Origin of the sequence: Methylobacterium sp. UNC378MF (genome assembly GCF_900103195.1) — a bacterium.
GTDB lineage: Bacteria > Pseudomonadota > Alphaproteobacteria > Rhizobiales > Beijerinckiaceae > Methylobacterium.
This window is the reverse complement of record NZ_FMWU01000006.1, coordinates 24140-50159: the sequence shown is the minus strand read 5'-3', so window position 1 is coordinate 50159 and position 26020 is coordinate 24140. Positions and strand designations below refer to the sequence as shown.

Genomic DNA, 26020 nt, shown 5'->3' with positions numbered 1-26020 from the left:
AGCCGCGACGAAGGAGGGATCCGGCCAGCCGCGCGACCCCTGGAGCCCTCCTTCGAGGCCCGCTGGCGCGGGTATCTCAGGATGAGGCCGTGAACGGGGTCGTCCGGCTCAGACTGCCTGGCGCGCAAGCGGAAACCGCCGCGGCCTCAAGGGCCACGGCGGCTCAACCCGTCCGATAAGGAAGGCGCGAAGCCCGGGGCTCAGGCCGCGGCGGCCGGAGCCTCGGCGAGCTTCTTGTGGATCTCGCGCTTCAGGAGGCGGGCGGTCTGCGACAGGTCGCCCTCGCCGGCCTTGATCAGGAAGGCGTCGAGGCCGCCGCGGTGCTCCACCGAGCGCAGGGCATGTGCGGTGACCCGCAGGCGAACGCGCTTGCCCAGCGCGTCGGACTGCAGGGTGACGTTGCACAGGTTCGGAAGGAACCGGCACTTGGTCTTGCGGTTCGAGTGGCTCACGAGGTGGCCGACCTGAACGGCCTTGCCGGTGAGTTCGCAGCGGCGTGCCATGATAAAAAACGATCCCGTCTCGTTCCGCCCGAACAGACCCGATCGCGGCCAGCGCGATCATCGTCGCAGCGGGCGGCGCCCATTGCGTCTTCCAGGTCCGGCGGAGTCCTGTTGAAGGCGCGAGCCTATAGGCGACGAAGCCGCGGTGCGTCAAGGTGCCGGCCGACGCCGCGGCCGCGGCAGCCGCCCAACGGTCTGTTAACCACGATGCCGGGATATAGCCTTCTTCCACCTGCAGGAAGGCGTCTCTCCCGGCTTCGGGCGTCGAGAGACGGCCGACGAGCGGGTGTGTTCGAGAGGGTCTGTCCGAGCGCGTGTCTCGGATTGCCCATCCTGGGATGCGATCCGGATCATGAGCGCCACGCCAGTCCGTCGGATGATCAAGCCTGTGACAAAGCACGCTGCCGGGCGTCTCGCGGTCAGCCTCCTCGCGGTCGCCGCCCTCGCGGCCCCGACCGATGCCGCAGCGCGCGCGTCGCGCTCGAAGCGGGCCGCTGCGGCCGCCGCAACCGTGGCGGTCGATTACGGCATCAACCTCGCCGGCCTGCCGATCGGCACGGCGCGCCTGGCCGGGTCCTTCGACCGCGACCGCTACCTCATGGACGTGTCGGCGGTGCTCACGGGCCTCGTCGGTGCGATCACCGGCGGCAAGGGCTCGGCCCGGGCCTCCGGCAGCTTCACGGCAGCACCGCAGCCCGGCGCCTTCGCCATCGCGACCCAGACGGCGAGTTCCGGCATCGCGGTGCGCATGGCCCTGGCGCACGGCAACGTGGTCCAGGCCGAGGTCACGCCGCCCCTCGTCGACATGCAGGACCGCGTGCCGGTCACCCCCGCCAACAAGCGCGGCATCATCGATCCGGTCAGCGCCCTTCTGATGCCGACCCGGGGGCGCGGCGAGCCCCTCGACCCGGAGAATTGCAACCGGACCCTTCCGGTCTTCGACGGCGCCACCCGCTTCAACGTGGTGCTGAGCTACGCCGAGACCCGCCCGGTGCAGAAGCCGGGCTATGCCGGCCCGGTCCTCGTCTGCACCGCCCGCTACCAGGCGGTGGCCGGCCACCGCCCGGACCGGCCGGGGGTGAAGTTCATGGAGGAGAACCGCGAGATGTCGGTCTGGCTCGCTCCCGTCGAAGGGACCCGCGTCCTGATCCCGCTGCGCATCTCGGTGCTCACCACGATCGGCACCAACATCATCGAGGCGACGCGCTGGAGCCAGGGCGGCACCGCGGGCGCGACCGGGACGGCGGGCGCCGCCGGCACCAGCGTCGCGCAGGCGAGCCTGTCCGGGCAGTAGCGGCGGTTTGACCGTCGGCGGCTTTCCCGGCACGTCCGCGCGGCGCGGCAGACGCGCCAGGGAGGCCAGCCAATGCCCAAGGGCTACATCATCGTCCGGATGACGGTCACCGACCCGGATATCTACAAGGAATACGCCGCCATGGCCTCCGAGGCCATGCGCAAATACGGCTGCACGCCGCTGGTCCGCGGCGGCCGCTGCGAGGCGCTGGAGGGCGAGGGCCGTCCGCGCAACGTCGTGCTGGAGTTCGAGTCCTACGAGGCGGCCCGCACCTACTACTTCTCGCCCGAATACCAGGCCGCCGTGGCCAAGCGCCGGCCCGCGGGGATCGGCGAGGTGGTCCTCGTCGAGGGCGTGGACTGATCCGCGACTGGCTCGCAACCCTCGGTCGACGCGGCCTCCGCGATCTTCCCGCGCGACGGTGGGAGGAATCTTCACGTTCCGCGCGATAATGCGCGCATGCGACCGTCCGCTCTCCGAATCGCCCTTGCCCTGGCCGCGCTCACCGGCCCGGCCGCCGCCCAGCCCCTGAGCGCCGGCACTGCCGAGCCCGGTTGCGGCGGCGACGCCTTCTCGTCGGCCGAGGTCGTCGAGAACAAGCCGCCGCGCCGCGGTCCCCTCGTGGCGGTCCCTCAGACGCTCTGCGCCGATGTCGCACCCCAGCCGGGCACGCCGACGACGCAGATCGACGTCTACCCGATGATCACGCCGGAGATTGGACCTGGCGGGGGCGGCATCCCATATGGGGGAGGATCGTACCGGCCCTACCGTCCCTGACGCGACCGGCCGGTCGAGCCCGCCTTCCGCGCCGCGACGGCGCCGCGACGGCCGTCCCGGCCGAAGGAACCGCCGACCATCGACGCGCTGCTCCGCCCCTCGCCCAGCCGCTCGCTGTCCCGCGATGCCCGCGCCCGCGGCGTCACCGCGGTCCTCGGGCCGACCAATACCGGCAAGACGCATCTCGCCATCGAGCGGATGCTCGCGCACCCGACCGGCATGATCGGGCTGCCCCTGCGGCTGCTCGCCCGGGAGGTCTATCTGCGCGTCGTCGCCAAGGTCGGCCCCGAGAAGGTCGCGCTGGTCACCGGTGAGGAGAAGATCAAGCCGGACCGGCCGCGCTACTGGATCTGCACCATCGAGGCGATGCCCCGCGACCTCGACGTGGCTTACGTCGCTATCGACGAGATCCAGCTCGCCGCCGACATGGACCGCGGCCACGTCTTCACCGACCGCCTGCTCTACGTGCGCGGCCGGGAGGAGACCCTGCTGATCGGCTCCTCGACCATGCTGCCGCTGGTCCAGAGCCTGATCCCGAACGTCCACACCACGACCCGGCCGCGGCTGTCGCAGCTCTCCTTCGCCGGGGAGAAGCGGCTGTCGCGTCTGCCCCGGCGCACCGCCATCGTGGCGTTCTCGGCCGAGGAGGTCTACGCGATCGCCGAGCTGATCCGCCGCCAGCGGGGCGGGGCCGCGGTGGTGCTGGGCGCGCTCTCGCCCCGGACCCGCAATGCCCAGGTCGAGATGTACCAGGCGGGGGACGTCGACTACCTCGTCGCCACCGACGCGGTCGGGATGGGGCTCAACCTCGACGTCGACCACGTCGCCTTCGCGGCCAACTGGAAATACGACGGCACCCGATTCCGCAAGCTCACCCCCGCCGAGATGGGCCAGATCGCCGGCCGGGCCGGGCGCCACCTTGCGGACGGCACCTTCGGCTCCACCGGACGCTGCCCGCCCTTCGAGGCCGAATTGGTGGAGCGCCTGGAGAGCCACGATTTCGACCCGCTGCGCATCCTGCAATGGCGCAACCCGGATCTCAGCTTCGGCAGCCTGGAGGGCTTGCAGGCGAGCCTGGACGAGCACCCGCGCGAATCAGGCCTGACCCGCGCCCCGATGGGCGAGGACCAGCAGGCGCTCGAGATCCTGATGAAGGAGGACGACATCCGCGACATGGCGCGGAGCGCCGCCACGGTCCGGAGGCTGTGGGACGTCTGCGGCGTGCCCGACTACCGCAAGGTCCACCCGCAGGTGCATGCCGACCTCGTGGCCCAGCTCTACCGATTCCTCATGAAGGGCATGGCCGGGCGGATCCCCGACACATGGTTCGCCGAGCAGGTGGCGATGATCGACCGCACCGACGGCGACATCGACACGCTGTCCCGCCGGATCGCACAAGGCCGCACCTGGACCTTCGTGGCAAACCGTCCCGATTGGCTGCGCGACCCAGAACATTGGCAGGGCGAGACGCGTCGGGTAGAGGACAGGCTGTCCGACGCCCTGCACGAACGCCTCGCGAGCCGCTTCGTCGACCGGCGCACAAGCGTCCTGATGCGGCGCCTGAGAGAGAACACGATGCTCGAAGCCCAGATCACCCCCGACGGTGACGTCACCGTCGAGGGTCAGCATGTCGGCCACCTTCACGGATTCCTGTTCGTTCCCGATGCGAGCGCAGAGGGGCACGAGGCCAAGACCCTGAGGAGCGCCGCCGAGAAGGCGCTCGCCGGCGAGATCGAGGCGCGGGCCGAACGATTCGCCGCGACCGCCGATTCGACGCTCGTGCTCGCGCATGACGGGACGATCCGGTGGACCGGCGCGCCCGTCGCCAAGCTCACGCCCGGCGAGAAGCTGTTCGCCCCGCAGATCCGTCTGCTGGCGGACGATAGCCTCACCGGCGCCCATCGCGAGAAGGTCGAGGCGCGCCTGGATGCGTGGCTGAAGGCCTATATCGTGCGCCTGCTCGGCCCGCTCATGGAGATCGAGACCGCGGCCGACCTCACCGGTCTCGCCAAGGGCATCGGCTACCAGGTGGTCGAGGCGCTCGGCGTGCTGGAGCGCTCCAAGGTGGCGCACGAGATGCGCAGCCTCGACCAGGATGGCCGCGGGGCGCTGCGCCGCCACGGCGTCCGCTTCGGCGCCTACCACATCTTCCTGCCGGCCCTGCTCAAGCCGGCGCCCCGGACGCTCGCCGCCCAGCTCTGGGCCCTGCGCAACGGCGGCCTCGACCAGCGCGGCCTCGACGAGATCGCGCATCTGGCCGGCTCCGGCCGCACCTCGATCAAGGTCGACCGCGAGATCGCCAAGGGGCTCTACCGCGCCGCCGGGTTCCGGGTCAGCGGCGAGCGGGCCGTGCGCGTCGACATCCTGGAGCGGCTCGCCGACCTGATCCGCCCGGCCATCGCCTACCGGCCCGGCACCACCCCGGGCGCCCCGCCGGACGGCACCGCCGACGGCGACGGCTTCGTGGCCACCGTCGGCATGACCTCGCTGGTCGGTTGCTCGGGCGAGGATTTCGCCTCCATCCTGAAGTCGCTCGGCTACAACGCGGAGACGCGGCCCGGCCCCGCCATCACGGTGCCGCTCGTCCCGGCCGCCGCCACGACGCCGGCCGCACCGGCAGCCGCGGCTGAAGCGGCCTCCGACGAGGCCGTCGACGCGCAGGCCGCCGCCGTCGAACCCGCCGGAGACGAGCCCGCCGGCGACGAGCCCCCGGCCGCGGAGGCTTCTGAAGGAGCCGAGGCGACCGGCACCGAGACCCGGACGCCGACCGAGGAGGCCGCAGCCCCCGCGGCGGTCGAGGGTCCGGCCGCTGAGACCGTGACGGAGGCGCCCGCGGACGCCGCAGCCGAAATCGAGGCCGCGCCCGTCCCGCCCGAAGCGCCCGTCGAGGCCGTGCCTGCGCTCGAGCCCGCAGCCGAAGCCGGCGAGGCGGCACCCGTGACGGCCGAGGCGGATCCGGCCGAAGCTGCCGCAGACACGGATCCGGCCACCCCGGAGGCCGCGCCCGCGGAGGGCGGACCGGAGACCGAGATCCCCCAGATCGAGGTCTGGCGGCTGCAGCGGCATCAGCGCCCGGCGCACCAGCGTCCGCAGAACCGTCCCCGCGGCGCCGGTCGCGGCCGGGATGGCGGCCAGCAGGGCCAGCATGCGGGACAGGGCCGTCCGGAGGGCGGTCGGCCCGAGCAGCGTCGGGCCGAGGGCGACGGCGGCGGCCCCCGCCCCGGGCGGGATCGCGGTCCGCGCCGCGACCGCTTCGAGGGCGGCCGGCCGGAACGCCGCGACGATCAGCGCAACGCGGAGCAGCGCCATGCCGGCCCGCGGCCCGATCAGCGGCCGCCGCGGCGTGAGCGGGCGCCGGATCCGGATTCGCCCTTCGCCAAGCTGGCCGCGCTCAAGGCGCAGCTCGAAGCCGGCGACGGCGGGAAACGCTGATCCCCGCCGCGGATGCGGGAGGATCGGCAGCGCCTCGACAAGTGGCTGTGGTTCGCGCGCTTCGCCCGGACCCGGTCGCTCGCGGCACGGCTGGCCTCCGACGGCTTCGTGCGGGTGAACGGAATCCGGGCCGAGAATCCCGCGAAAGCCATCGGCATCGGCGACGTGGTGACGGTCGCCGCGCCGCACGCGACCCTGGCGGTGCGGGTGCTCGGCCTCGGCCTGCGGCGGGGCCCGGCCCCCGAGGCGCGGCTGCTCTACGACGACCTGTCGGGCAGCGCCCGGCCGGAAGAGCCGCCCGAGTGATGAGGCCGCGCCACAGCGACCGCGCGAGCGACCCGGCACGAACCGCATGCGGCGCCCGCACGCTTGTCAGCCCGGAAGGCAGCGTCTAGAGCCGTGGGCCTCCGAGGCCCGGCTCCGCGCCGGGCCTCACCGGCGTTTCCCTCGCAGCGCCCCCGGGGCATGCGGGCCGTCCCCAGGCTCCGCCCGGGCCGAGTCGAGTTTTAGGACGAAGACATCCGATGACCTACGTCGTCACCGACAATTGCATCAAGTGCAAGTACACGGACTGCGTCGAGGTCTGTCCGGTGGATTGCTTCTACGAAGGCGAGAATATGCTCGTCATTCACCCGGACGAGTGCATCGATTGCGGCGTCTGCGAGCCGGAATGCCCCGCCGAGGCGATCAAGCCCGACACGGAGTCGAATCTCGACACGTGGCTGAAGCTGAACGCCGACTACGCCAAGACCTGGCCCAACATCACGCAGAAGAAAGAGGCTCCGGCCGACGCCAAGGAGTGGGACGGCAAGTCCGGGAAGCTGGAGGCGCATTTCTCGCCCAACCCCGGTTCCGGCGACTGAACCTGGCCGAGATCCGCACGACCTGACGCCGGCGCGCCGTTGAACTGCGCGGTGGGGCTGCGTCATACGAAGCCCTGATACGCGGTCAGGTCATTCCTGTCCCGCCGCACCAGTGTAAAACTCTTTGACGCCGCGCTTGGCCCGCGCGTGCGTCTTCAGGGATGCTTTGATCTGCGCGCCGGATTGTGGTAGACAATCCGCCTGCCGTCGCTCGCGCCTGACGTGCTCCCTCCGGCCGAAACACCTTCGATCTTCGCGGGTTAGGAGTAGTACGCGCCCGACCGCCGAACTGACTTCGGCGGGCGGGCAAGGCGTTCGCACGGCCGCGCCGGGGAACGACCGGGAATCTCGTGCTGCGCGCGGGGTCCGGGAGCGGCGAGGCAGACCGGGTGTCCCGCCCGGAAGAACACGGTTTCGCGCGGCGCCGAACGCTGCGCGCCAGTGGAGGCCCTTCTCGCATGACCACAGCCAAGAAGACGACGACCGCAGGCCGGCAGGGCTTCAAGACCGGCGAGGCTGTCGTGTATCCGGCCCACGGCGTCGGTCGCATCACGGCGATCGAGGAGCAGGAGATCGCGGGCTACAAGCTTGAGCTGTTCGTCGTCTCGTTCGAGAAGGACAAGATGGTCCTGCGCGTCCCCACCGCGAAGGCCAACAGCGTCGGCATGCGCAAGCTCGCCGAGCCGGAACTGGTGAAGAAGGCGCTCGACCTGCTGACCGGCCGTGCCCGGGTCAAGCGCACCATGTGGTCGCGCCGCGCCCAGGAATACGAGGCCAAGATCAACTCGGGCGATCTGCTTTCGGTGACGGAGGTCGTGCGCGACCTGTTCCGCTCCGAGGCCCAGCCCGAGCAGTCCTACTCCGAGCGGCAGCTCTACGAGGCCGCCCTGGACCGGATCGTGCGCGAGATCTCCTCGGTCAACCGCATCACCGAGACCGAGGCGCTGAAGCTGATCGAGCAGAGCCTCGCCAAGTCGCCCCGCCGGGCGAAGAACGAGGCCGAGCCCGAGGCCGAGGCCGAAGGGGACAACGAGGGCGACGACCTTCAGGAGGAAGCCGCCTGAGGCGCGCTTCTCCCAACAGACGGCAGAGAACCCGGCCCTGGGGGCCGGGTTTTTTTATGCGTCGCGGAATCGGGACAGCGCCTCCGCGCCGTCGTTTTGCGGATCCTGGACTGGACGGCGCGACCGGCGATCCCATGTCATCCGGACGGAACACGAAATCGTGGCTGCCCGGCTGTCGCATTCTGGGGCAGCGGGACGGAACTTTCGCGTTTGGCCTCCCGTTGTCGGTTGCCTGGCGTCGCCCCTCGGGTGGCGCCTGCGCGTCGGGGCATTGGCCCGGCGCCGCAACAGCACTCGGCAACAAGAGGCAGGCGGATGGCTGAGATCGCGGGAATTCGACGGCAGTTCATACGGACTGCCATGGAGGCACCCTTTCTGGCGAGGGAAGAAGAGCGTGGCCTCGCCGTCCGATGGAAGGACGAGCGGGACGAGCGGGCCCTCCACCGTCTGATCTCGGCCCATATGCGCCTCGTCATCGCCCTGGCGGGGCGTTTTCGTCACTACGGCCTGCCGATGGCCGATCTGGTTCAGGAAGGTCATGTCGGCCTGATGGAGGCCGCCGCCCGCTTCGAGCCGGAGCGGGATGTCCGCTTCTCCACCTACGCGACGTGGTGGATCCGGGCCTCGATCCAGGATTACATCCTGCGCAACTGGTCGATCGTGCGCGGCGGCACCTCCTCGGCCCAGAAGGCCCTGTTCTTCAACCTGCGCCGGCTGCGCGCCCGGCTGATGCAATCCACCGAGGAGCATGTCGGTGACGAGATCCACCGGCGCATCGCCAACGCCATCGGCGTCTCGCGCGACGACGTCGCGCTGATGGATGCGCGCCTGTCCGGCCCCGACATGTCGCTCAACGCCCCCGTGGGCGAGGACAGCGACGCGTCCTCGGAGCGAATGGATTTCCTGGTCGACGGCGCCGCCCTGCCGGACGAGACCGTGAGCGCCACGGTCGACGGCGAGCGTCGCCTCAGCTGGCTTCAGCAGGCCCTGACGGTCCTGTCCGAGCGCGAATTGCGCATCCTGCGCGAGCGGCGCCTCGCGGAGGATCAGGCGACCCTGGAGGCTCTGGGTCAGCGGCTCGGCATCTCGAAGGAGCGGGTCCGCCAGATCGAGAACCGCGCCCTGGAGAAACTCCGCCGCGCGCTGGCCGACCGGTTCCCGGCCGCCACCGGCAGCCCGTATATCGGCTGAGCCGCGCGGCGCAGCATCGTCGTCCCGAAGCCCGGCCCTGCGGCCGGGCTTTCGTGTTTTCGAGGATTGCCCGCTCACTGGGCCCGCCCTCGCGGGCCCGGTGAGCGGGCGTCGGCAGCGCGCGAGTGGCCGACGGGGCGCTGTCAGGACTGCTTCGCTGCGCCCGCGAGGACGGGACGATGCGAGGCGCATGACCGAGAAGCCGGTTCGGGCGGCGCCTCACGCCTCCTGAATGGCGGCGCTGCGCAGCTCCCGCCGGCGCCGGCGCCGGCCGGGCTCGGGGGTGGCGTCGAGCCAGATCACCAGCGCCAGTGCGACGAGCGCCGGCACGCCGAGGGCCAGGAAGGCGCCGGTCCAGCCGAACAGCCCGTAGGACAGGCCGCCATACCAGCCCGAGAGCGCGCCACCGACGCCCTGCACGGCGTTGACGCTGCCGAGGGCCGTCTGGGTTCGTCCCGATCCCCAGGTCAGGTCCGCGACCACCACCGGCACGGCCACCCCGACGATGCCCGAGGCGACGCCGTCCAGCACCTCGGCGGCGATCAGCCAGACGGGATCGTCGATCAGGCCTGACAGGAGCGCCCGTACCGGCAGGACGGCGAAGGCGACCATCAGCAGTTGGCGGCGGCCGCGCTTGTCGGCGAGCGATCCGGCAAACAGCGCCACCGGGACCATCACCAGCTGCGCGACCATCACGTAGCGGGCCGTCCAGGTCGTCGCGTCGGCCGCAGTCGCCACCAGCTTCTGGCCGAGCAGCGAGAGCATGCCGCCATTGCCGAGATTGAACAGGGTCAGCGCCACCGTCAGCACCAGCAGGCGGCGATTCCCCAGGACCTGGCGGATGCCCCCGCGCTCCGGCTCGTCCGAATCGTCCTCCTTCCAGCCGACGGCACGGCGGCGGTTCCAGGCTCCGACCGGCGTCGTCAGTGTCGCGACGATCGCCGCCAGCGCCATGCCGCCGAGCACCCAGAACGCGATCGCCGGGCCGAAATAGCCGGTCCCGAGGCTGATGCCGCCCGCCGCGACCAGGATGCCGATGTGATTGAAGGCCTGGTTGCGCCCCTGCTGGTTGGGAAACCGCTCCTTCCCGACGATCCCCAGGGTCAGCGACGCGACGGCGGGCAGCAGCAGGGTGCCTCCGGCCGCGGCGAGGAGCTGCGCGCCCAGCACCGCCGGGACGCTGCGGGCCGGCAGAAGCAGCAGCGTTCCCGCCAGGATCGCACCGCAGGCCAGAGCGATCAGCAGACGCGGGCGCGGGAACCGGTCCACCAGGGCACCGAATGGACCGCTCAGGAACAGCGTGCCGATCCCCACCAGGGTGATGACGAACCCGACCCGGGCCGGACTCCAAGAGGCCGACTGCGCCAGCCAGGTTCCGAGGAAGGGTCCGAGGCCGCCTTGGATGTCTCCGATGAACAGGTTGATCAGGGCGAGGTTAGCGGTGGGAGCCATGCGATCCTGGGGCCGTTTCGGGCCCCGGACCTGTACTTGGACCCTGGAACGGTCAAGCCCGGATCGTCGCCGCCATCGCCGCACGGGCAGCCCTGCGGCTTCGCTCGCTCAGGCGTCACGGTTCCGGCGGGCCGTACTGCATCAGCCCGTCCCCGAACGACCAGTTTTCCGGGCTGACCTCGACGAGGTTGATGAAGACATCCGCCGGCGCCAAGCCGGGATCGCGCGTGAGATTGCGCGTCACAGCGGCGTAGAGGGTACGCTTCTGTTCGGTGCCGCGCGTGGCGTTGGCGGTGATCTGGATGATCACGAGGCGCTCGCTGCGCCGAATCCCGAGATAATCGGGACCGTAGACGAAATCCGGGGCGTCATGCTGATGCACGAGGGCGAACAGGTCGCCCTCCGGCACCGCGAAGGTCTCGCGCATGGCGTCGTAGACCCCCGCGACGAGGGCGGCCCGGTAGGCGTCGGTCGTTCCGGCGCGCAGGGAGATGCGGGTCAGAGGCATGGCTTGGCTCCTGGGGAGGGGAATCAGCGGCCGCGGGCCGCGTCGAGGCCCGGCGCGGCGAGATGGGCGATCTCGGCCTCGGACGCCGCGGCCGTCGGCTCAGCCCGGAGGGTGAACCGGGTGAGCCGCCATCCGTCGGGATCGAGGCCGGCCACCGTCGCGAGGACGTCGCGATCCGCCGCGATGTCGCGCCCACGGCTCACCTCGTCGTCGCGCAGGCCGGCAAGATCCTCCGCGGGTGCGACGAGCCGGGTCTCCTCCGCGAGGGTGCGCGCCGATCCGCCCGGTCCGAAGGCGGAAGCGACGGTCAGCCAGGTCTCGATCCGAGGGCGGCCGAAGCCCTCGATCACGGCGCGGAATCCGGGTCCGGCCAGGAAATCGGCGGCGGCGCCGGCATCCTGCCAGAGATAGAGGGAGCTGTAGGCGTTGGCCGCCGCCCCGCGCGCCCGGTCCTCGATCGCGAAAGCCTTGAAGACGAGGCCGGGCACCGCGTCCCAGGCCGGCGCGCGGGCGGCGACGCGCTCGCGGATCCTGTCCATGGCGTAGTCGGCCGGCAGACGATGCCGGTAGCGGGCGATCAGCATGGGACACTCCTGAAGGGAGCGCCAGATTTGCACGCGGCCGCGATAACGGCGACATATCACACACGGTATCTATGATAAGGATTCGTTATGTCTCTCGATCGGCCCCTCGATCTTGAAGGTGTTCTGGCCTTCGTGCGCGTGGTCGATCTCGGCAGCTTCACGCGGGCCGCCGAGGCGCTCGCCACGTCGCAGGCGGCAATCAGCCTGCGCCTGAAGCGCCTGGAGGACAGGCTCGGCACGCGCCTCCTGGACCGGACTCCGCGGCACGTGGATGTGACCCGGCAGGGTGCCCTGTTCCTTCCGGCAGCCCGGCGTCTGCTGGAGGCCCATGACAGCGCCGTGGCCGACGTGGCGGGCGCGGTGCCGGCCCGGCTGAGCCTTGGAATCAGCGATCACGTCGCCGGCCCGGACCTGCCCGCGCTGCTGCGCCGCCTGGGGCTGGATCGGGCCGGGCTCATCACGGAAGTGCGGATCGTGCCCTCGCGCGACCTGTCGGCGGCGTTCGGATCCTCCGGCGAGGGCGGCTTCGACGCGGTGATCCTCCGGACCGAGGAGCAATCCGGGCACGGCGGGACGATTCTGGCGGAGGAGCGGCTGGGCTGGTTCGCCGCGCCGGACTTTCCCGCGCCCGAGCCGGGTGAAACGCTGCGGCTCGCGGGCCTCGCGGGGCCCTGCACTGTCCGGGGCGCGGCGATGCGCGTCCTCGACGCGGCCGGCCTTGCCTGGACGGAGGTGTTCGTCGGCGGCGGGGTGCTGGCGGTCGGCGCGGCGGTGATGGCCGGGCTCGCAGTGGCGGCCCTGGCGCCGAGCACGGCACCGTCCGGCGCCGTGGAGGTCGGCGGCCGGTTCGGCCTGCCCGATCTGCCCCGCACCTTCGTCGTGCTGCGCGCCCGCCGCTTGGCCGGGCGCCCCGCGGAGGCCCTGCGCGCGCTGGCGGCGGCCTATCGTGGTCCCGGCGGCCGCTGAGCGGCCGCCGGTCGCTTCCTCAGGAGGCGAGCGGGCCCTGCGCGCCCTGCTGCTCCATCACCTTCTGCCGGTAGAGGCCGACGAAATCGATCGGGTCGATGTACAGGGGCGGGAAGCCGCCGTTGCGCACCGCCTCGGCCACGATCTGGCGGGCGAAGGGGAAGAGCAGGCGCGGGCACTCGATCATCACCGCCGGATGGATCTGGTCGGCCGGGATGTTGAGGAGCCGGAAGACCCCCGCATAGGTCACCTCGAAGGCGAACAGCACCTCGTTCTGGACCTTGGCGTCGCCCTCGAGCTTCAGCTCGACCTCGAAGTCGGTCTCGGAGAGCTGCTGCGCGTTGACGTTCACCTGGATGTTGATCTGCGGCCCCTGGCCCTCCTTGGGCTGCAGGGAGCGGGGCGCGTTCGGGTTCTCGAAGGAGAGATCCTTCGTGTACTGCGCGAGGGCATTGATGGTCGGCACATCGCCCTGCGGCATGCCGCCGCCATTGCCGTTCGCTGCCGGGGAATCGGCCATGCGGATCATCCTTCTCGATCGACCGGCAGGGCCGGCGCGGATTGCTGTCGCGGCGGGAGCCGCTGGATCACGCCGCGGAACTGCCCAAACGGCAGGGCCGCTAACACGCGGGCCGAGCCTCGACAAGCGAGCGGGGGCGGCGCTGGCGCCGGCGGCCCCCGCAACCCATATCGCCCGGTATCGCAATTGACGCGCGGGATCGGTTGACCGGGCACCACAACCGGCTCGCTCCCGACGCGTTGGTCGGATATGAGTCGGCCAGACCTATGCGCGCTTAGCCGGCGCCGCACCGCGCATGACCTGAGCAAGGGGCAAGGGTCTCGCCGCGGCCACCATCGGATCGGTGATGCAGGACAGTTTCGACGTTACGACGATCATCTTCCTCGCGCTGGCCGTCTTCGTGATCTGGCGTCTGCGCTCGGTGCTCGGTCAGAAGACCGGCGCCGAGCGCTCGCCGTTCAAGCCGGTCGACCGCAGCCGCACCGAGCCGCAGGCCCGCTCCGACGGCGACAACGTGGTGCGCCTGCCGGGTGCCGACCGGGTCCAGGCCGCGCCGCCACCCGCTGCCGCGCCGCGAGACTGGCGGGGGATCGCCGAGCCGGGATCCGAGGTGGCCCGCGGCCTCGAGGCCTGCATCCAGGCCGAGCCCAGCTTCGATCCGCGTGCGTTCATCGAGGGCGCGAAATCCGCCTACGAAGCCATCATGATCGCCTTCGCCAAGGGCGACCGGAAGACCCTGCGCGGACTCCTCTCCAAGGAGGTCGGCGAGGCGTTCGAGCGGGCGATCGCGGAGCGCGAGCGCAACCGTCAGACGCTGGAGACCACCTTCGTGTCGATCGACAAGGCTGAGATCGTGGCCGTCGAGGTGCGCAACCGCGTGGCGCATGTCACGGTGCGCTTCCTGTCGAACCTCATCACGGCCACCCGCAACGCGGAGGGCAAGGTGGTGGATGGCAGCGCCGAGACGGTGGTCGAGGTGCCGGATGTCTGGACCTTCTCCCGCACCCTCGGCTCGCGGGACCCGAACTGGCAGCTCGTGGCCACCGAGGCCGGCGCCTGAGCCCGTGACCTGCGTGCCGTGACACACTTGCCGTGCCGATCCCCCGCGCCCGGTCCGGAACAGTCCCGGCCGCCCTCCTCGCGTTCCTCCTGAGCGATCCCGCCTCTGCCGCCCCGGCGGCGGTCGGCGGCGCGAACCTGATACCGATCGCTCCGGCGGAGTTGCCGGGCTTTCCCGGCGCGGAGGCCGCAGCCGCCCTCGACGCCTTCCGCCGGGTCTGCGCGGCACCGCCGCCCGCCCTGCCCCAGCCCGACGGCATCGCGGGCGATCCCGCCGCCCTCGCCGAGACCTGTGCGGCCGCCGCCGGCCCCGTGCCGGACGCGGCTGCCTTCTTCCGCGATCGGTTTGACGCCTTCCGCATCGCGCGGCCCGGCGCGGATCGGCCGGGCTTCCTGACCGGCTATTTCGAGCCGGAGCTGAGCGGCTCCCTCGAGCACGGGCCTGATTTTCCGACGCCGGTGCTCGCCCGTCCCGACGACCTGATCTCCCTCGGCCCCGGCGAGACCCGTCCGGGGCTCGACCCGACCCTGCGCGCCGCCCGCGCCACCGGGGAGGGCTTCGCCCCCTATCCCGACCGCGCCGCGATCGAGGACGGGGCTCTCGGGGCGCGCGCGAAACCGCTCCTGTGGCTGCGCGACGCGATCGACCTTCTGATCCTGCAGGTCCAGGGATCCGGGCGCGTCCGGCTGCCGGACGGGCGCGCGGTGCGTGTTCTCTATGACGGGCGCAACGGCCGCCCCTACACAGCGGTGGCCAAGCTGATCGTTCAGGAGGGGCACTTGCCCCTGGAAGGCCTGACGCTCGCCCGCTGGACCGGCTGGCTGCGGGCGCATCCCGAGATCGCCAAGCGCCTGATCCGCACCAACGCCTCCTACATCTTCTTCCGTCTCGCCCCGGTGGACGATCCGGCGCTCGGGCCGCCGGGCGCCGCGAACGCGCCGCTCAGCCCGGGATTCAGCCTGGCGGTGGATTCGACCCTCTGGCGCTACGGTCTGCCGTTCTGGCTCGCGGGCCCCCTCCCCGCCGCGGGGCGGGCCGGAGCCGCGGGGGAGGCGGGGCGCCTCGTCATCGCCGCCGATACCGGATCGGCGATCGTCGGCCCGGCCCGCGGCGACCTCTTCGTCGGCACCGGTCCCGAGGCCGGCGCGGTCGCCGGAAACCTCCGCGATTCCATCGGCTTCGTCGTCCTCCTGCCGCGCCGCGGCGGTGCCTCCGGAGCCGCGCCGTGAGGTCCCCGCGCCGCGGGCGCCGGCTCACCGCGGGAGAAGCCCGGCTCTGGGACGCGATCGCCAAGCTGGTGACGCCGCTGCCGGATCGCGCATCCGCAAAACCCGAAACCGGCGCCCCGCCGGCGGCGCCGAATGCCACCATGCCGGCCTTGTCGGCGCCGATCCTGAAGCCCAGCGCGCCGCCGGCCGCCACGACACCGCGGGCGAAGCATCCGCCGAAGCCGACGCCGGAGCCGCCGCGTCCGGCCACGTCCGCGCCGTACCAGCCGCCGCCGCAGCGCCATACACCGAGCAGCGGTCTGGAGCGGTCGGCCAAGGTCGGCCTGCGGCGCGGGCGGCTGGCGATCGAGGCGCGGATCGACCTGCATGGCATGGTGCAGGCGGAGGCGCACGCCGCGCTGACGGGCTTCCTGCTCCGGGCACGCGCGGCCGGCCATGCCTACGTGCTGGTCGTCACCGGCAAGGGCGGCGCGGGCTACGCCGAGGCCTTCGCGGAGCGTGGGGTGCTCCGCCGCAGCGTGCCGCACTGGCTGCGCGGACCGGAATTGCGCGGGATCGTCCTCGGCTTCGAGGAGGCGGCCCGCCACCATGGCGGCGGCGGCGCCCTCTACGTCCGCCTGCGCCGCCGGTAGGCCGCCGGGCCCAGGCGGCCTGCGCGGCAAACCGCGCCGGACCCACGCGGTTGCGGCCCGGCTCGATCCCGCCGATATCCGGTGTCGGCGCACGAGGCGCCCCGCACGCAAAGCCGCGAGAGAGATGCCGGAGCTTCCAGAGGTCGAGACGGTGCGGCGGGGATTGGCGCCCGCGCTGGTGGGAGCCCGCTTCACCCGCGTCACCCTGCGCCGGGCCAACCTGCGCTTCCCGTTCCCGGACCGCTTCGCCGCCCGGCTGGAGGGACGGACCGTCACGAGCCTCGCGCGCCGGGCGAAATACCTCACCGCCGCGCTCGATTCGGGCGAGACGCTGGTCATGCATCTCGGCATGAGCGGCCGGTTCGACGTGGCTTTGCCCGACGGCAGCAATCTGTCACCGGGGGACTTCTACCTGGAAGGGGCCCAGGGCACGCCCACGCACGACCACGTGGTCATGGCGATGAGCACCGGCGCCACGGTGACCTACAACGACGCCCGCCGCTTCGGCTTCATGGATCTCGTCCCGAGTGCCGATCTCGCCGCCTGCCGCCACTTCGCCCGGATGGGCATCGAGCCCCTCGACGGGCTCACCGGAGCGGTGATCGCGCAGCTCTTCCGCCACAAGACCGCGCCGCTGAAGGCTGCCCTCCTCGATCAGCGCCTGATCGCGGGCCTCGGCAACATCTACGTCTGCGAGGCGCTGCACCGGGCACGCCTGCATCCGGAAACGCCCGCCGGAAGCCTCGCCAGACAGGACGGACGCCCGACGCCCAAGGCCAATGCCCTGGCAAAGGCGATCGTGACGGTTCTCGAGGAAGCCGTGAAGGCCGGTGGCTCGACCCTGCGCGACTACGCCCAGACCGACGGCAGCGCGGGCGCCTTCCAGCACGCCTTCCGGGTCTACGACCGGGTCGGCCTGCCCTGCAGCCGGCCGGGCTGCGCCGGTGCGATCACCCGCATCGTGCAGGCCAACCGCTCGACCTTCTTCTGCGCCGCCTGTCAGCCCCCCGGCTGACGGCACCGATCCGCGCCCTATCGCGCCGCAAAACGGCATTTTCGCCACAAACCCGGCTAGGGTCGCAGCGCTCGACGTGCGCATCCGGTTGCGGGCAGCCGATCCCGGCCCACAGCGCGAGACGGGTCGCACGGGCCCAGACAGGATCCCGATGTTCTTCCGCCGCTCAAAGACGCCCGCGCCCGAGACTCCCGCGCAGGATCCGACGGACGAGCCCGCCCTGCCGCAGCGGCTCTCGCCGCGCTCGCCGGGTGAGGCGATCAAGCCGACCATCGCACCGCCGCCCCCGGAAAAGCCCGGGCGCGAGCGAAGCGGCTTCGTGGGCCTCATCAGCGGAGCGCTGACCTTCGCGGTCGTCATCGCCATCGCGGCGATGATCGGGATCACGCTGTTCCAGCGGCAGGTACGCGAGCCGGGCCCCCTGGCGGCCGACAAGGTCGTGGTGATCCCGACCCATAGCGGAACGTCCGAGATCGCCGAGACCCTGAAGCGCGAGGGGGTGATCGATCATACCGGCCTGTTCGAGTTCGCCGCCCGGTTCGGCGGCCGTCCGGCGCTCCGGGCCGGCGAGTACGTGTTCAAGGCGCATGCGAGCATCTCCGACGCTCTCGACACGATCGCCACCGGCCGGCAGGTCCAGCACGCCGTCACCTTCCCGGAGGGCCTGACCTCCGAGCAGATCGTCAACCGCCTCAACGAGAACGACGTCCTCACCGGCGAGATCAACGAGATCCCGCCGGAGGGTTCGCTCCTGCCCGACACCTACAAGTTCGAGCGCGGCGCGACCCGGCAGCAGATCGTCAACCTGATGAAAGCCAAGCAGCGCGAGGTTCTGAACCAGATCTGGCTGCGCCGCAGCGCCGAGGTGCCGGTGCGGACTCCGGCCGAGATGGTCACCCTCGCGTCCATCGTGGAGAAGGAGACCGGCCGCGCCGACGAGCGCCCCCGGGTCGCCGGCGTCTTCATCAACCGCCTCAACAAGCGGATGAAGCTGCAATCCGATCCGACGATCGTCTACGGGCTCGTGGGCGGGCGCGGCACCCTCGGACGTGGCATCCTGCGCTCCGAGATCGACCGGCCGACGCCCTACAACACCTACGTCATCGAGGGCCTGCCGCCGGGCCCGATCGCCAATCCCGGCCGGGCCGCCCTGGAGGCGGTGGCCAACCCCTCCCGGACCAGGGATCTCTACTTCGTGGCAGACGGTACCGGCGGCCACGCCTTCGCCGACTCGCTCGAGGCGCACCAGCGCAACGTGGCCCGCTGGCGGGCGGTGGAGAAGAGCCGGCAGGCGCCGCCGGACGCCGTCGACAAGGTGGAGCCGGGTCCGGATCCGGCCACGCCGGGCCGCGCCTCGGCCTACGCGCCGGCCGGCGCGCCCGCGGGCAACGGAATCAACACCAACGCGGCCTTCGCCCTGGATAACGGCACGCCGGGTTCGCGCGCCTTCGATGCCTCCGAGGGCACGCGCCTCGACCCGCTGAAGAACCGCAGCTACGATCTCGGTTCGCCCAAGACAGTGCCGAGCCTGAGCGAGCCGGCACCGGCGCCACGGGGCCGCCGCTGAGATTCGGCCGCGGGGCGGCGACGCCACCCTGACGCTTTCGGCTCGGCCTCGGGACGGACACGAGGCGCCTTCGGGTTCCGTGGGCGCTTGTCCGGCGCTCCGCCCGGCAGGGTCGCGGCGATCTGCAATCCCAGTCCACACAGCAGAACCTCGAGCAGCGGCCGAACCCGCTTAGCCCCGGCGGCATCGAGATCGGCGACAAGCGGCCTCTTCCCAGTCGAGAGATCCGTGCTACAGGCCCCGATCTTCATGGGGGACGGGGGTCGGCATGGCCCAGATCGCGAGCATGACCGGTTTCGCCCGGACGGCGGGCAGTGCCGGACCGGTGCACTGGGCCTGGGAGGTCCGCAGCGTCAACGGGCGCGGCCTCGACGTGCGCATCCGGGTGCCGGCCGGCTATGACGGGCTCGGCGAGACCGCACGCACCGCCCTGCAGAAGACCCTAGCCCGCGGCCAGTGCCAGCTGACCCTGACGCTCACCAAGCCGGAGACGACCGCGCGGGTGCGGATCAACGAGGCCCTCCTGGCGAGCCTCGCCCAGGCGGTCGCCCGGGTTCCGGTCCCCGAAGGCGTCGCCCCCGCCACGCTGGACGGGCTGCTGGGCGTGCGCGGCGTGGTCGAGGTCGAGGACGAGGCGGCGGAGACCGACATCCTGGCCCGGGATCTGGCCGCGGGCGTGGTCCGGCTGGTTGCGGATCTCGTCGAGGCCCGCCGCGCCGAGGGGCGCCAGCTCGAACAGGTCGTCGCCGCGCAGGTCGACCGGATCGCCGCGCTGACCGAGGCCGCGGAGGCGAACCCCGCGCGTCGGCCCGAGGCCGTGCGGGCGCGCCTGGAGGCGGCCGTCGCGGCGCTCGGCGGCAGCGGCCTCGACCCGGACCGCCTGCACCAGGAGGCGATGCTGCTCGCCGGCAAGGCGGATGTGCGCGAGGAGCTGGACCGGCTCCGCGCCCACGTGGCGAGTGCCCGCGAGTTGCTGGCGGCCGGCGGCGCAATCGGCCGCCGCCTGGACTTCCTGGCCCAGGAATTCGGCCGCGAGGCCAACACCTTGTGCGCCAAGGCCAACGACATCAGCCTGTCGCGGATCGGACTCGACCTGAAGGCCGTGGTCGAGCAGTTCCGCGAGCAGGTCCAGAACATCGAGTGATGCCGGATCAGGACGTGAGGATACGGATGCGAAATGTCGGGGAGCCACGCGCATGACCGAGCCGGCCGGGAGCGTCTCCGACTCGATCGCGCGGCGCGGGTTGATCCTGATCCTCTCCTCGCCCTCCGGGGCGGGGAAGACCACCCTGACGCGGGCGATCGCGCAGGATCCGAGCTGGGCACTCGACCTGTCGATCTCGGTGACCACGCGCGGGCGACGCCCCTCCGAGATCGACGGGCGGCACTACCACTTCATCGATCGCGAGGCCTTCGACGATCTGCGCAATCGGGACGACCTGCTCGAATGGGCGGAGGTCCACGGCAATTTCTACGGCACGCCCCGGCGGCCGGTGGAGAAGGTGCTCGGCTCCGGCCGGGACATGATCTTCGACATCGACTACCAGGGCACCCGGCAGGTGCGCTCCAAGCTCGCCCAGGACGTGGTGACGGTCTTCATCCTGCCGCCCAGCATGGCCGAGCTGCGCCAGCGGCTGGAGCGCCGGGCGGAGGATTCCGCCGAGACGATCGAGAAGCGTCTCGCCAACGCCCGGACCGAGATTCAGCGCTGGGTCGAGTACGATTACGTCATCGTCAACGAAGATCTTCAGAACGCCTTCCGGGCGCTCCAGGGGATCCTGGCGGCCGAGCGGCTCCGCCGCGCGCGCCGCACCGGCCTCGCCCCCTTCGTCGAGAGATTGCTGGCGGAGACGCCGTGATCGGGCTCTAGAGCGTTTTCTGCAATCCTTGGATCGCAGAAAACGCTCTATCCTCTTGCTTATTCTGCATTTTCTTTCGCCGAACCGGAATCCGCTTCGGCTGAAAATGCTCTAGCGGCGGATCAGCACCACGCCGCCGATCAGGAGCGCGATCCCGAGGAGGCGCGGCAGATCGACGGGCCGCTGCGCGAGGCCGAGCAGGCCCACCTGATCGAACACCACCGAGGCGAGCATCTGGCCCGTGACCAAGAGGGCGAAGAAGGTCGCGGCGCCGAGCTTCGGGACGAGCAGGATCGCGAGGCCGATGAACACCGCGCCGAACAGGCCGCCGCTCCAGGTCCACCACGGGATCCGCTCGGCCACGCCCGCCGTCGGCACCGGATCGCGCAGGGCGGCGGCGAGGAGCGCCATGCAGGCAAGGCCGACCGCGTAGCTGGAGACGCCGGCCCAGGACGCGGAATCGAGGCCCGCGCGGAGATTCGCGTTCAGGATCTGCTGCAGGACGAGACCGGCGCCCGCCAGAACGGCGAGCAGGGCGGAAAGCGCGAAGGCGAGCATCGAGGGGCGGGCCTCTGGGTCAGGGGGCGGGCGCCATTGACAACCGTCCGGGCCGAGGCCGTCAAATGCCGTACTGTCCCGCGCCCATGCATTTTCGGCATGCCGGAACACGCGCATCGCGACCGCATCCGCGCCGTGATGCGCCCTGTGGGCCGAACCTGAGCCGGTCAGGTCGCGGCCGGTGTCTCCGGACCGTCACAGAGCCACGCGCGCATCGCCGAGAAGGTCGACACGGCCGCGCCGGTGAGAGCGGCCTCCGCGACCGGATCGTCACCGAAGATTTCGAGGCGTTTCCGGAAGGCAGCCCACATTGCCCCCGCGGCGGGTCCGTGCGCGCGGTAATAGGCGAGACCCGCGCTCGAGAAGCCGTGCAGCCCGGCGATGTGCCGGCCGATCAGCTGGCCGCCGAGCGTCGATCCTTCCAGCACGTAGAGTGCGCCCGTGGCGGCAGCCGGCCCGTCGAGCATCGGGGAGACCGGCTTCGGAAGTGCCGTGATCGCGGAGGGCGGAAGGCCGAGATGGTCGAGGTCGCTCGCGACCAGGGCGAGGCGGCGGCGCGGGGCCAGGAACGATTCGTCGGCGAGCCCGGCCGCGATAGCGGATTCCCACACCGCGTGGAACCCGTAGAGACGCCCCAGCAGGTCGCGATAGCCGTCCAGCGTCGCCACCCGCGCCTGCCAGTCGAGGGACGCCTCCAGAGCCCGGTGGGCCGGATCGGTCGCGGCGCGCAGCCGCGCGTGCAGGCCGTCGCGGGACATCACGCGGTGATCGTGAAGCAGGCGCCGGGAGTGTTGGCGACGGTGAGCTTGGCGTTGATCTGGTCGAGCATCGCCCGGATGAGCTTCATGCCCAGGCCGGAGCCCTTGCTGCGGGCTCGCGCATCGGCCCAGTCGTCCGGCAGGCCGGCGCCGTCGTCGCAGACGCGCAGCTGGACCTCGCCGGGGCCGGAGGCCGAGACGCTCACCTCGACGCGGCCGATGCCTTCGGGCGTGGCCGCGTACTTGAAGGCGTTGGTGACGAGTTCCGTGGCGATCAGCGAGAGCGCCACCGCCTTGCGGTAGGGCACCATCAGGCCGGGCTCCGCCGAGAGATCGACGGCGTGGCCGTCGCCGGCGAGCCCCGCGAGGTCGCTGCACAGGTTCTCGATGGTCTGGCCGAGATCGACCTCGTCGAACCGTTCCGCCTGGTACAGGCTGTCATGCACCCGCGCGACGCTCATCACCCGGGCGGAGGTGTCGGCGAAGGCCTGCCGGGCCTCGCCGTCGGCGATCTGGCGCCGCTGCATCTGCAGGAAGGCCGAGACGATCTGCAGGGAATTCTTGACCCGGTGGTCGATCTCCCGGGTGAGCAGATCCTTCTGCTCGAGCAGGCGCTCCTTCTCGGCGAGCAGGCCGGTCAGCTCGTCGATCTTGCGCCGCTGGCGCAGCACGACACCCTCGACCGCCTCCGCCAGGGAGCCGGCGAGCTGGATCTGCCATTCCGCGAAAGGAGCGGCGAAGCCGGTGCGCTCCTCGACCCAGCGCTCGAAGGAGCGGCGGGGCAGCACGGCCACGGGACCGCTGCCGGCGAGCACGGGATTGCGCGGGTCGCCACCCCAGGTGACCGTGCTGGACACTTCCGGCCGGAACCAGAGCAGCAGGTTCTCGCGCGAGGCGTCGACGAAGACGGCGAGCAGGCCGCTGGCGATCTCCCGATGCGGGCCGGCCTCCGGATAATCCACCGTGACGCTGTCGCTGCTGTAGCCGACCTCGCCCGCCGGCACGCGCGCCCGCAGCCAGGTGGCGATCGCCGCCACCATGTCGGCCGGCGGCGTCCGACCGATCAGCGTGACCCGATCGCTGGAGACGATGCCGGCGCCCGTGGCGCTGAACAGGTCGAGCAGCGTCGTCGTCCCACCGGTCAGGGCGGCCACGAAGTCGTCGGAACGAGTCAGGCCACGCACGAGGCGCCCTTCGACGTCGAGATGCGCCTGCCGCTCGGCCCAGAGCCGGCGCGATTCGATCTCCTGCACCCGCATGGCGAAGGCGTCGGTGAGCACCGTGGCGGCCGCCCGGGTCTCCGGCGTGACGTAGTGCGGACGGCGATGATGACCGATCATCAGGCCCCAGAGCCGTCCCTCGACCATGATCGAGATCGACATGGAGCCGTTCACGCCGAGGTTGCGCTGGTACTCCAGGTGGATCGGCGAAAGCGTGCGGTGCTGGGCGAAGGTCAGATCGATCGGGCCGTTTCCGGAGCCGGGCGCCGAGACCAGCCCGACCGGCACGCTGTCACGGTCGATGACGAAGCGGCTCTTGGCCTTGGTGTAGAGGGCGCGGGCTTGGGCCGGGATGTCGGAAGCAGGGAAGTGGAGACCCAACAGGCTGCGCGACCAGTCGGGCGCCTTGTCCTCAGCCACGGCCTCGCCGTTCCAGTCCGTGTCGAAGCGGTAGACCAGGACCGCCTCGAACCCGGTGAGCGACCGGATCTCTAGGGCGGCGATCCGGGCTGCCTCCGCAAGCGTCTCGGCCCCGCGCAGGCGCCCGACAGCCAGTTCGGTATCGATCTGGCTGGCGGTGGCGAAATCTTCGACCGAATCCGGCTCCAGCTCCATCTCGACGATGAGCCGGCCCGCATGGGCATGGGCGATCGCGTGGTATGCGCCCCGGCCGGGGACCGTCACGGTCCGGCGCACCGCCGTGCCGTGCTGGAAAGTCCCGCTTGCCAGGCGCGCGCGGAGCGCCGCGACGAAATCCGCCGGGAGCACGTCCGCCAGGGGCCGGCCCGCGAGCGGCGGCTCGATCGGATCGATGATCTCTCCGACATTGGCCGAGTAGGCGACCACCAGAAGAGTCCCGGCGTCGGCTGCGAGCATCACGGCGTTGGGCTGGATCGAGCCCGGGATATGGATCGGCTCCCGCTCGCAGAGGCTGGCATCGACCGGCTCGGCCCGCACCCGCCGGCCGATCGCCGCAACCACGGCCTCGCGCGACCGGTCGGCCCCGAGGCTCTCGACCGGATCGATGGTCAGCCATGTTACCGGACCCGTGCCGGCGATCCGTCCGTGACGCATGTGGATCCGGGCACGCAGCGGCTGCGGCAGCCGGCCGAACACGTAATCGAAGGTCTCGTCCAGGGCGCCGCGCCGCGCGCCCGCCAGGAACCGCCCCCGGAAGCTCGGCACGTTGGTGCCCGGCATCACGTCCCGGAAATAGTCGCGTCCGAGGACGGCCTCGCGCGACAGGCCGGAGATCGTGCTCGCGCCCTCGCTGAAGGCCACGACGGTGCCGGCCGCATCGAGCGCGATCACGCCCTGGTCGAGGCGATCGAGCGCATCCGGTGCGATGACGTCGAGATCGACGTCCGTATGGGGGGCTTGGCTGGGCGGCATCAAGAACGAAACCGGCGCATTCAGACGGGTATGGCGACGGGAGCCGTCGGGCGCAATGCGTGTGACGTCGGCACGATCAACACCTCAGATCTTCTGTATGATCGTAGACATAATACTGAACAGCCCTTCTTCAACCGTAGGATGATATACTGGCCGATCATGCACGGACTGGGCCGTCTGCTTGTCGGCGACCGCGTAAGCAAGCAGATGTGCGAGGTGCTCCACGGCAGGACCGAGCATTTCGCCGCCGAGCAGCTGCCCGGACCGATCGGCCCAGATCCGAATGCCGCCGCGGTTCAGCCCCTCGACGCGGGCGCGCCCCTGATCGGAGAAATCCATGGCGCCGATGACGCGTCCGTCGTCCTCCGGATCGTACGGTGCGCCGATCACGGCCGCCTGGGGATGGGTGAAGACCATTGCGAGGCTCGTCCACGGTGCCGGCGCCGCGGGCGCGCGCCCCGCAGCCAGAGCGGCCGCGTTGGCGCCGGCGATCCGCCCCTGGCGGCTGGCCTCGTGCAGGACCGGCCGCCAGCCATCGGCATCGCCCGCGATCAGGATCGGCGCACCCGCGCAGACGAGGCTGCGCCGGTCGAAATCCGGCAGGCCGTCCGCGCCGTGGCGAAGGCCGACCGCCTCCAGCCCGAGGGGCTCCAGGTTCGGTGCCCGTCCGATGGCGGCCAGCACCCGCGACGCCCGCGTGACCTGTTCGCGCCCGTCGCGGTCGGTCCAGTGGAGACACACGCCGTCGCCGTCCGGAGCGGCGGCCCGAATCTCGGCGCCCCGATGAAGATCCAGCTCCGAGCCGAAGATTTCGGCGGCCTGCTGGACGAGCCCCGGCTCGCTCAAGCCGGCGACGGCCTCGCCCGTATCGATGACCGTGACGGCAACGCCGAGCCGTGCCATCGCCTGGGCGATCTCGATCCCGACCGCCCCGGCCCCGAGGACAGCCAGCGAATCGGGAAGATCGGGAATCTCGAAGAGCGTGTCGGTTGTCAGGACGCGCGCGCCGAGCTCCCGCAGGAATTCCGGTACGATCGGGCTCGAACCGGTGGCGATGACGGCCGCCCGGAACCGGATCCGGATCGCATCGCCGATCAGCAGCGTGCGGTCGCTCTCGAACCGCGCCGTGCCGTCGAGGCGCGCGTGATCGGGCAGATCGCCGAGTCCATCGAACACACTGGCAACGAACCGGTCGCGCTCCGCGCGGAGGCGGCGCAGCACGGCGGGCCCGTCAACCGCGACGTCGGCGACCCGGATGCCGAACAGGTCGGTGCTGCGTGCCGTATGGGCGGCGGTGCCGGCGGCGATCAGGAGCTTCGACGGCATGCAGCCGACCCGCGCGCAGGTCGTCCCGCCCGGCCCGCGCTCGATCAGCACCGACCGCGCCCCCGAGGCCGCAGCGGCGCGATGGGCGGCGATGCCGGCCGTCCCGGCGCCGATCACCGCCACGTCGTAGTCGAGTTCGCGCATCAGCATCCCGGACCGTTCGCCGGAGCCAAAGCGTGACGGCTCAGGTTCGTTCCGCCCGCGCGATCACGACTCAACCCGACCTGGACCGGCCGGGGCTCCGCACGCG

General features: G+C 71.5%; 25 protein-coding genes. 16 read left to right on the top strand and 9 right to left on the bottom strand.

Annotated features, from left to right (window positions below; all coding sequences use genetic code 11):
- Positions 1 to 200 precede the first annotated feature (200 nt).
- Positions 201 to 503: a 50S ribosomal protein L28 gene (gene rpmB, locus BLT59_RS07870; protein WP_091778228.1), complete on the bottom strand. Its 303-nt coding sequence runs from the start codon at positions 501 to 503 to the stop codon at positions 201 to 203.
- A gap of 352 nt (positions 504 to 855) precedes the next feature.
- Here rpmB and BLT59_RS07865 point away from each other — a divergent pair, with 352 nt between their 5' ends.
- From BLT59_RS07865 to BLT59_RS07830, 8 genes are all read left to right on the top strand, one after another.
- The gene (locus BLT59_RS07865; RefSeq protein WP_244513898.1) at positions 856 to 1797 is read left to right on the top strand and encodes a DUF3108 domain-containing protein; all 942 of its coding nucleotides are present in this window, start codon (positions 856 to 858) and stop codon (positions 1795 to 1797) included.
- Positions 1798 to 1869: 72 nt separating this feature from the next.
- On the top strand, positions 1870 to 2160 hold the full coding sequence (locus BLT59_RS07860) for a DUF1330 domain-containing protein (protein WP_091778224.1): 291 nt from the start codon (positions 1870 to 1872) through the stop codon (positions 2158 to 2160).
- 96 nt (positions 2161 to 2256) lie between these two features.
- Positions 2257 to 2574, top strand: a complete 318-nt coding sequence (locus BLT59_RS07855; RefSeq protein ID WP_091778222.1) for a hypothetical protein — start codon at positions 2257 to 2259, stop codon at positions 2572 to 2574.
- Positions 2575 to 2772: 198 nt separating this feature from the next.
- Positions 2773 to 6006, top strand: a complete 3234-nt coding sequence (locus BLT59_RS07850; RefSeq protein WP_091778220.1) for a helicase-related protein — start codon at positions 2773 to 2775, stop codon at positions 6004 to 6006.
- A gap of 12 nt (positions 6007 to 6018) precedes the next feature.
- A complete protein-coding gene (locus tag BLT59_RS07845; RefSeq protein ID WP_091778219.1) occupies positions 6019 to 6312 on the top strand; it encodes an RNA-binding S4 domain-containing protein in 294 nt (97 codons plus the stop codon).
- 218 nt (positions 6313 to 6530) lie between these two features.
- Complete coding sequence (gene fdxA, locus BLT59_RS07840; RefSeq protein ID WP_091778217.1) at positions 6531 to 6869, top strand: ferredoxin FdxA; 339 nt, start codon at positions 6531 to 6533, stop codon at positions 6867 to 6869.
- Positions 6870 to 7327: 458 nt separating this feature from the next.
- Complete coding sequence (locus BLT59_RS07835; protein WP_091778215.1) at positions 7328 to 7933, top strand: CarD family transcriptional regulator; 606 nt, start codon at positions 7328 to 7330, stop codon at positions 7931 to 7933.
- Positions 7934 to 8248: 315 nt separating this feature from the next.
- The gene (locus BLT59_RS07830; RefSeq protein WP_091778213.1) at positions 8249 to 9124 is read left to right on the top strand and encodes an RNA polymerase factor sigma-32; all 876 of its coding nucleotides are present in this window, start codon (positions 8249 to 8251) and stop codon (positions 9122 to 9124) included.
- 219 nt (positions 9125 to 9343) lie between these two features.
- Here BLT59_RS07830 and BLT59_RS07825 read toward each other — a convergent pair whose 3' ends face one another.
- From BLT59_RS07825 to BLT59_RS07815, 3 genes are all read right to left on the bottom strand, one after another.
- The gene (locus BLT59_RS07825) at positions 9344 to 10576 is read right to left on the bottom strand and encodes an MFS transporter (protein ID WP_091778211.1); all 1233 of its coding nucleotides are present in this window, start codon (positions 10574 to 10576) and stop codon (positions 9344 to 9346) included.
- A gap of 115 nt (positions 10577 to 10691) precedes the next feature.
- Positions 10692 to 11084, bottom strand: a complete 393-nt coding sequence (locus BLT59_RS07820) for a tautomerase family protein (RefSeq protein ID WP_091778209.1) — start codon at positions 11082 to 11084, stop codon at positions 10692 to 10694.
- A gap of 23 nt (positions 11085 to 11107) precedes the next feature.
- Positions 11108 to 11668, bottom strand: coding sequence for a DUF4865 family protein (locus tag BLT59_RS07815; protein ID WP_091778208.1), 561 nt, complete (start codon positions 11666 to 11668; stop codon positions 11108 to 11110).
- A gap of 87 nt (positions 11669 to 11755) precedes the next feature.
- Between BLT59_RS07815 and BLT59_RS07810 the strand changes: the two genes are divergently transcribed.
- Positions 11756 to 12634, top strand: coding sequence for a LysR family transcriptional regulator (locus BLT59_RS07810; RefSeq protein WP_091778206.1), 879 nt, complete (start codon positions 11756 to 11758; stop codon positions 12632 to 12634).
- Between the two features lie 19 nt (positions 12635 to 12653).
- Here the strand turns inward: BLT59_RS07810 and secB are convergent, their stop codons facing one another.
- Positions 12654 to 13154, bottom strand: coding sequence for a protein-export chaperone SecB (gene secB, locus BLT59_RS07805; protein ID WP_091778204.1), 501 nt, complete (start codon positions 13152 to 13154; stop codon positions 12654 to 12656).
- A 346-nt stretch (positions 13155 to 13500) separates the two neighbouring features.
- Between secB and BLT59_RS07800 the strand changes: the two genes are divergently transcribed.
- The 7 genes from BLT59_RS07800 to gmk all read left to right on the top strand — a co-directional run bounded on the left by BLT59_RS07800 (position 13501) and on the right by gmk (position 20516).
- Positions 13501 to 14214, top strand: coding sequence for a Tim44/TimA family putative adaptor protein (locus tag BLT59_RS07800; RefSeq protein WP_091778202.1), 714 nt, complete (start codon positions 13501 to 13503; stop codon positions 14212 to 14214).
- 32 nt (positions 14215 to 14246) lie between these two features.
- Positions 14247 to 15443 carry an MltA domain-containing protein gene (locus tag BLT59_RS07795; protein ID WP_091778200.1) on the top strand — a complete coding sequence of 399 codons (1197 nt, stop codon included), beginning with the start codon at positions 14247 to 14249 and terminating at the stop codon, positions 15441 to 15443.
- Entirely contained in the window at positions 15440 to 16075 is a 636-nt protein-coding gene (locus BLT59_RS07790; protein ID WP_091778198.1) for a Smr/MutS family protein, read from the top strand. Before BLT59_RS07795 ends, BLT59_RS07790 begins: the two co-directional genes overlap by 4 nt.
- 124 nt (positions 16076 to 16199) lie before the next feature.
- Positions 16200 to 17090: a bifunctional DNA-formamidopyrimidine glycosylase/DNA-(apurinic or apyrimidinic site) lyase gene (gene mutM, locus BLT59_RS07785; protein WP_091778196.1), complete on the top strand. Its 891-nt coding sequence runs from the start codon at positions 16200 to 16202 to the stop codon at positions 17088 to 17090.
- A gap of 151 nt (positions 17091 to 17241) precedes the next feature.
- Complete coding sequence (gene mltG / locus BLT59_RS07780; protein WP_091778194.1) at positions 17242 to 18657, top strand: endolytic transglycosylase MltG; 1416 nt, start codon at positions 17242 to 17244, stop codon at positions 18655 to 18657.
- A 268-nt stretch (positions 18658 to 18925) separates the two neighbouring features.
- Positions 18926 to 19801: a YicC/YloC family endoribonuclease gene (locus tag BLT59_RS07775; RefSeq protein ID WP_091778192.1), complete on the top strand. Its 876-nt coding sequence runs from the start codon at positions 18926 to 18928 to the stop codon at positions 19799 to 19801.
- A gap of 52 nt (positions 19802 to 19853) precedes the next feature.
- The gene (gmk, locus tag BLT59_RS07770) at positions 19854 to 20516 is read left to right on the top strand and encodes a guanylate kinase (protein WP_091778190.1); all 663 of its coding nucleotides are present in this window, start codon (positions 19854 to 19856) and stop codon (positions 20514 to 20516) included.
- 111 nt (positions 20517 to 20627) lie between these two features.
- Here the strand turns inward: gmk and BLT59_RS07765 are convergent, their stop codons facing one another.
- From BLT59_RS07765 to BLT59_RS07750, 4 genes are all read right to left on the bottom strand, one after another.
- Positions 20628 to 21074 carry a DMT family transporter gene (locus BLT59_RS07765; RefSeq protein WP_091778188.1) on the bottom strand — a complete coding sequence of 149 codons (447 nt, stop codon included), beginning with the start codon at positions 21072 to 21074 and terminating at the stop codon, positions 20628 to 20630.
- 167 nt (positions 21075 to 21241) lie between these two features.
- Positions 21242 to 21832 carry a biliverdin-producing heme oxygenase gene (locus BLT59_RS07760; RefSeq protein ID WP_175543971.1) on the bottom strand — a complete coding sequence of 197 codons (591 nt, stop codon included), beginning with the start codon at positions 21830 to 21832 and terminating at the stop codon, positions 21242 to 21244.
- The gene (locus BLT59_RS07755) at positions 21832 to 24444 is read right to left on the bottom strand and encodes a histidine kinase dimerization/phosphoacceptor domain -containing protein (protein WP_091778184.1); all 2613 of its coding nucleotides are present in this window, start codon (positions 24442 to 24444) and stop codon (positions 21832 to 21834) included. Before BLT59_RS07755 ends, BLT59_RS07760 begins: the two co-directional genes overlap by 1 nt.
- A gap of 84 nt (positions 24445 to 24528) precedes the next feature.
- Positions 24529 to 25914 carry a dihydrolipoyl dehydrogenase gene (locus BLT59_RS07750; RefSeq protein ID WP_091778537.1) on the bottom strand — a complete coding sequence of 462 codons (1386 nt, stop codon included), beginning with the start codon at positions 25912 to 25914 and terminating at the stop codon, positions 24529 to 24531.
- Positions 25915 to 26020: the final 106 nt, after the last annotated feature.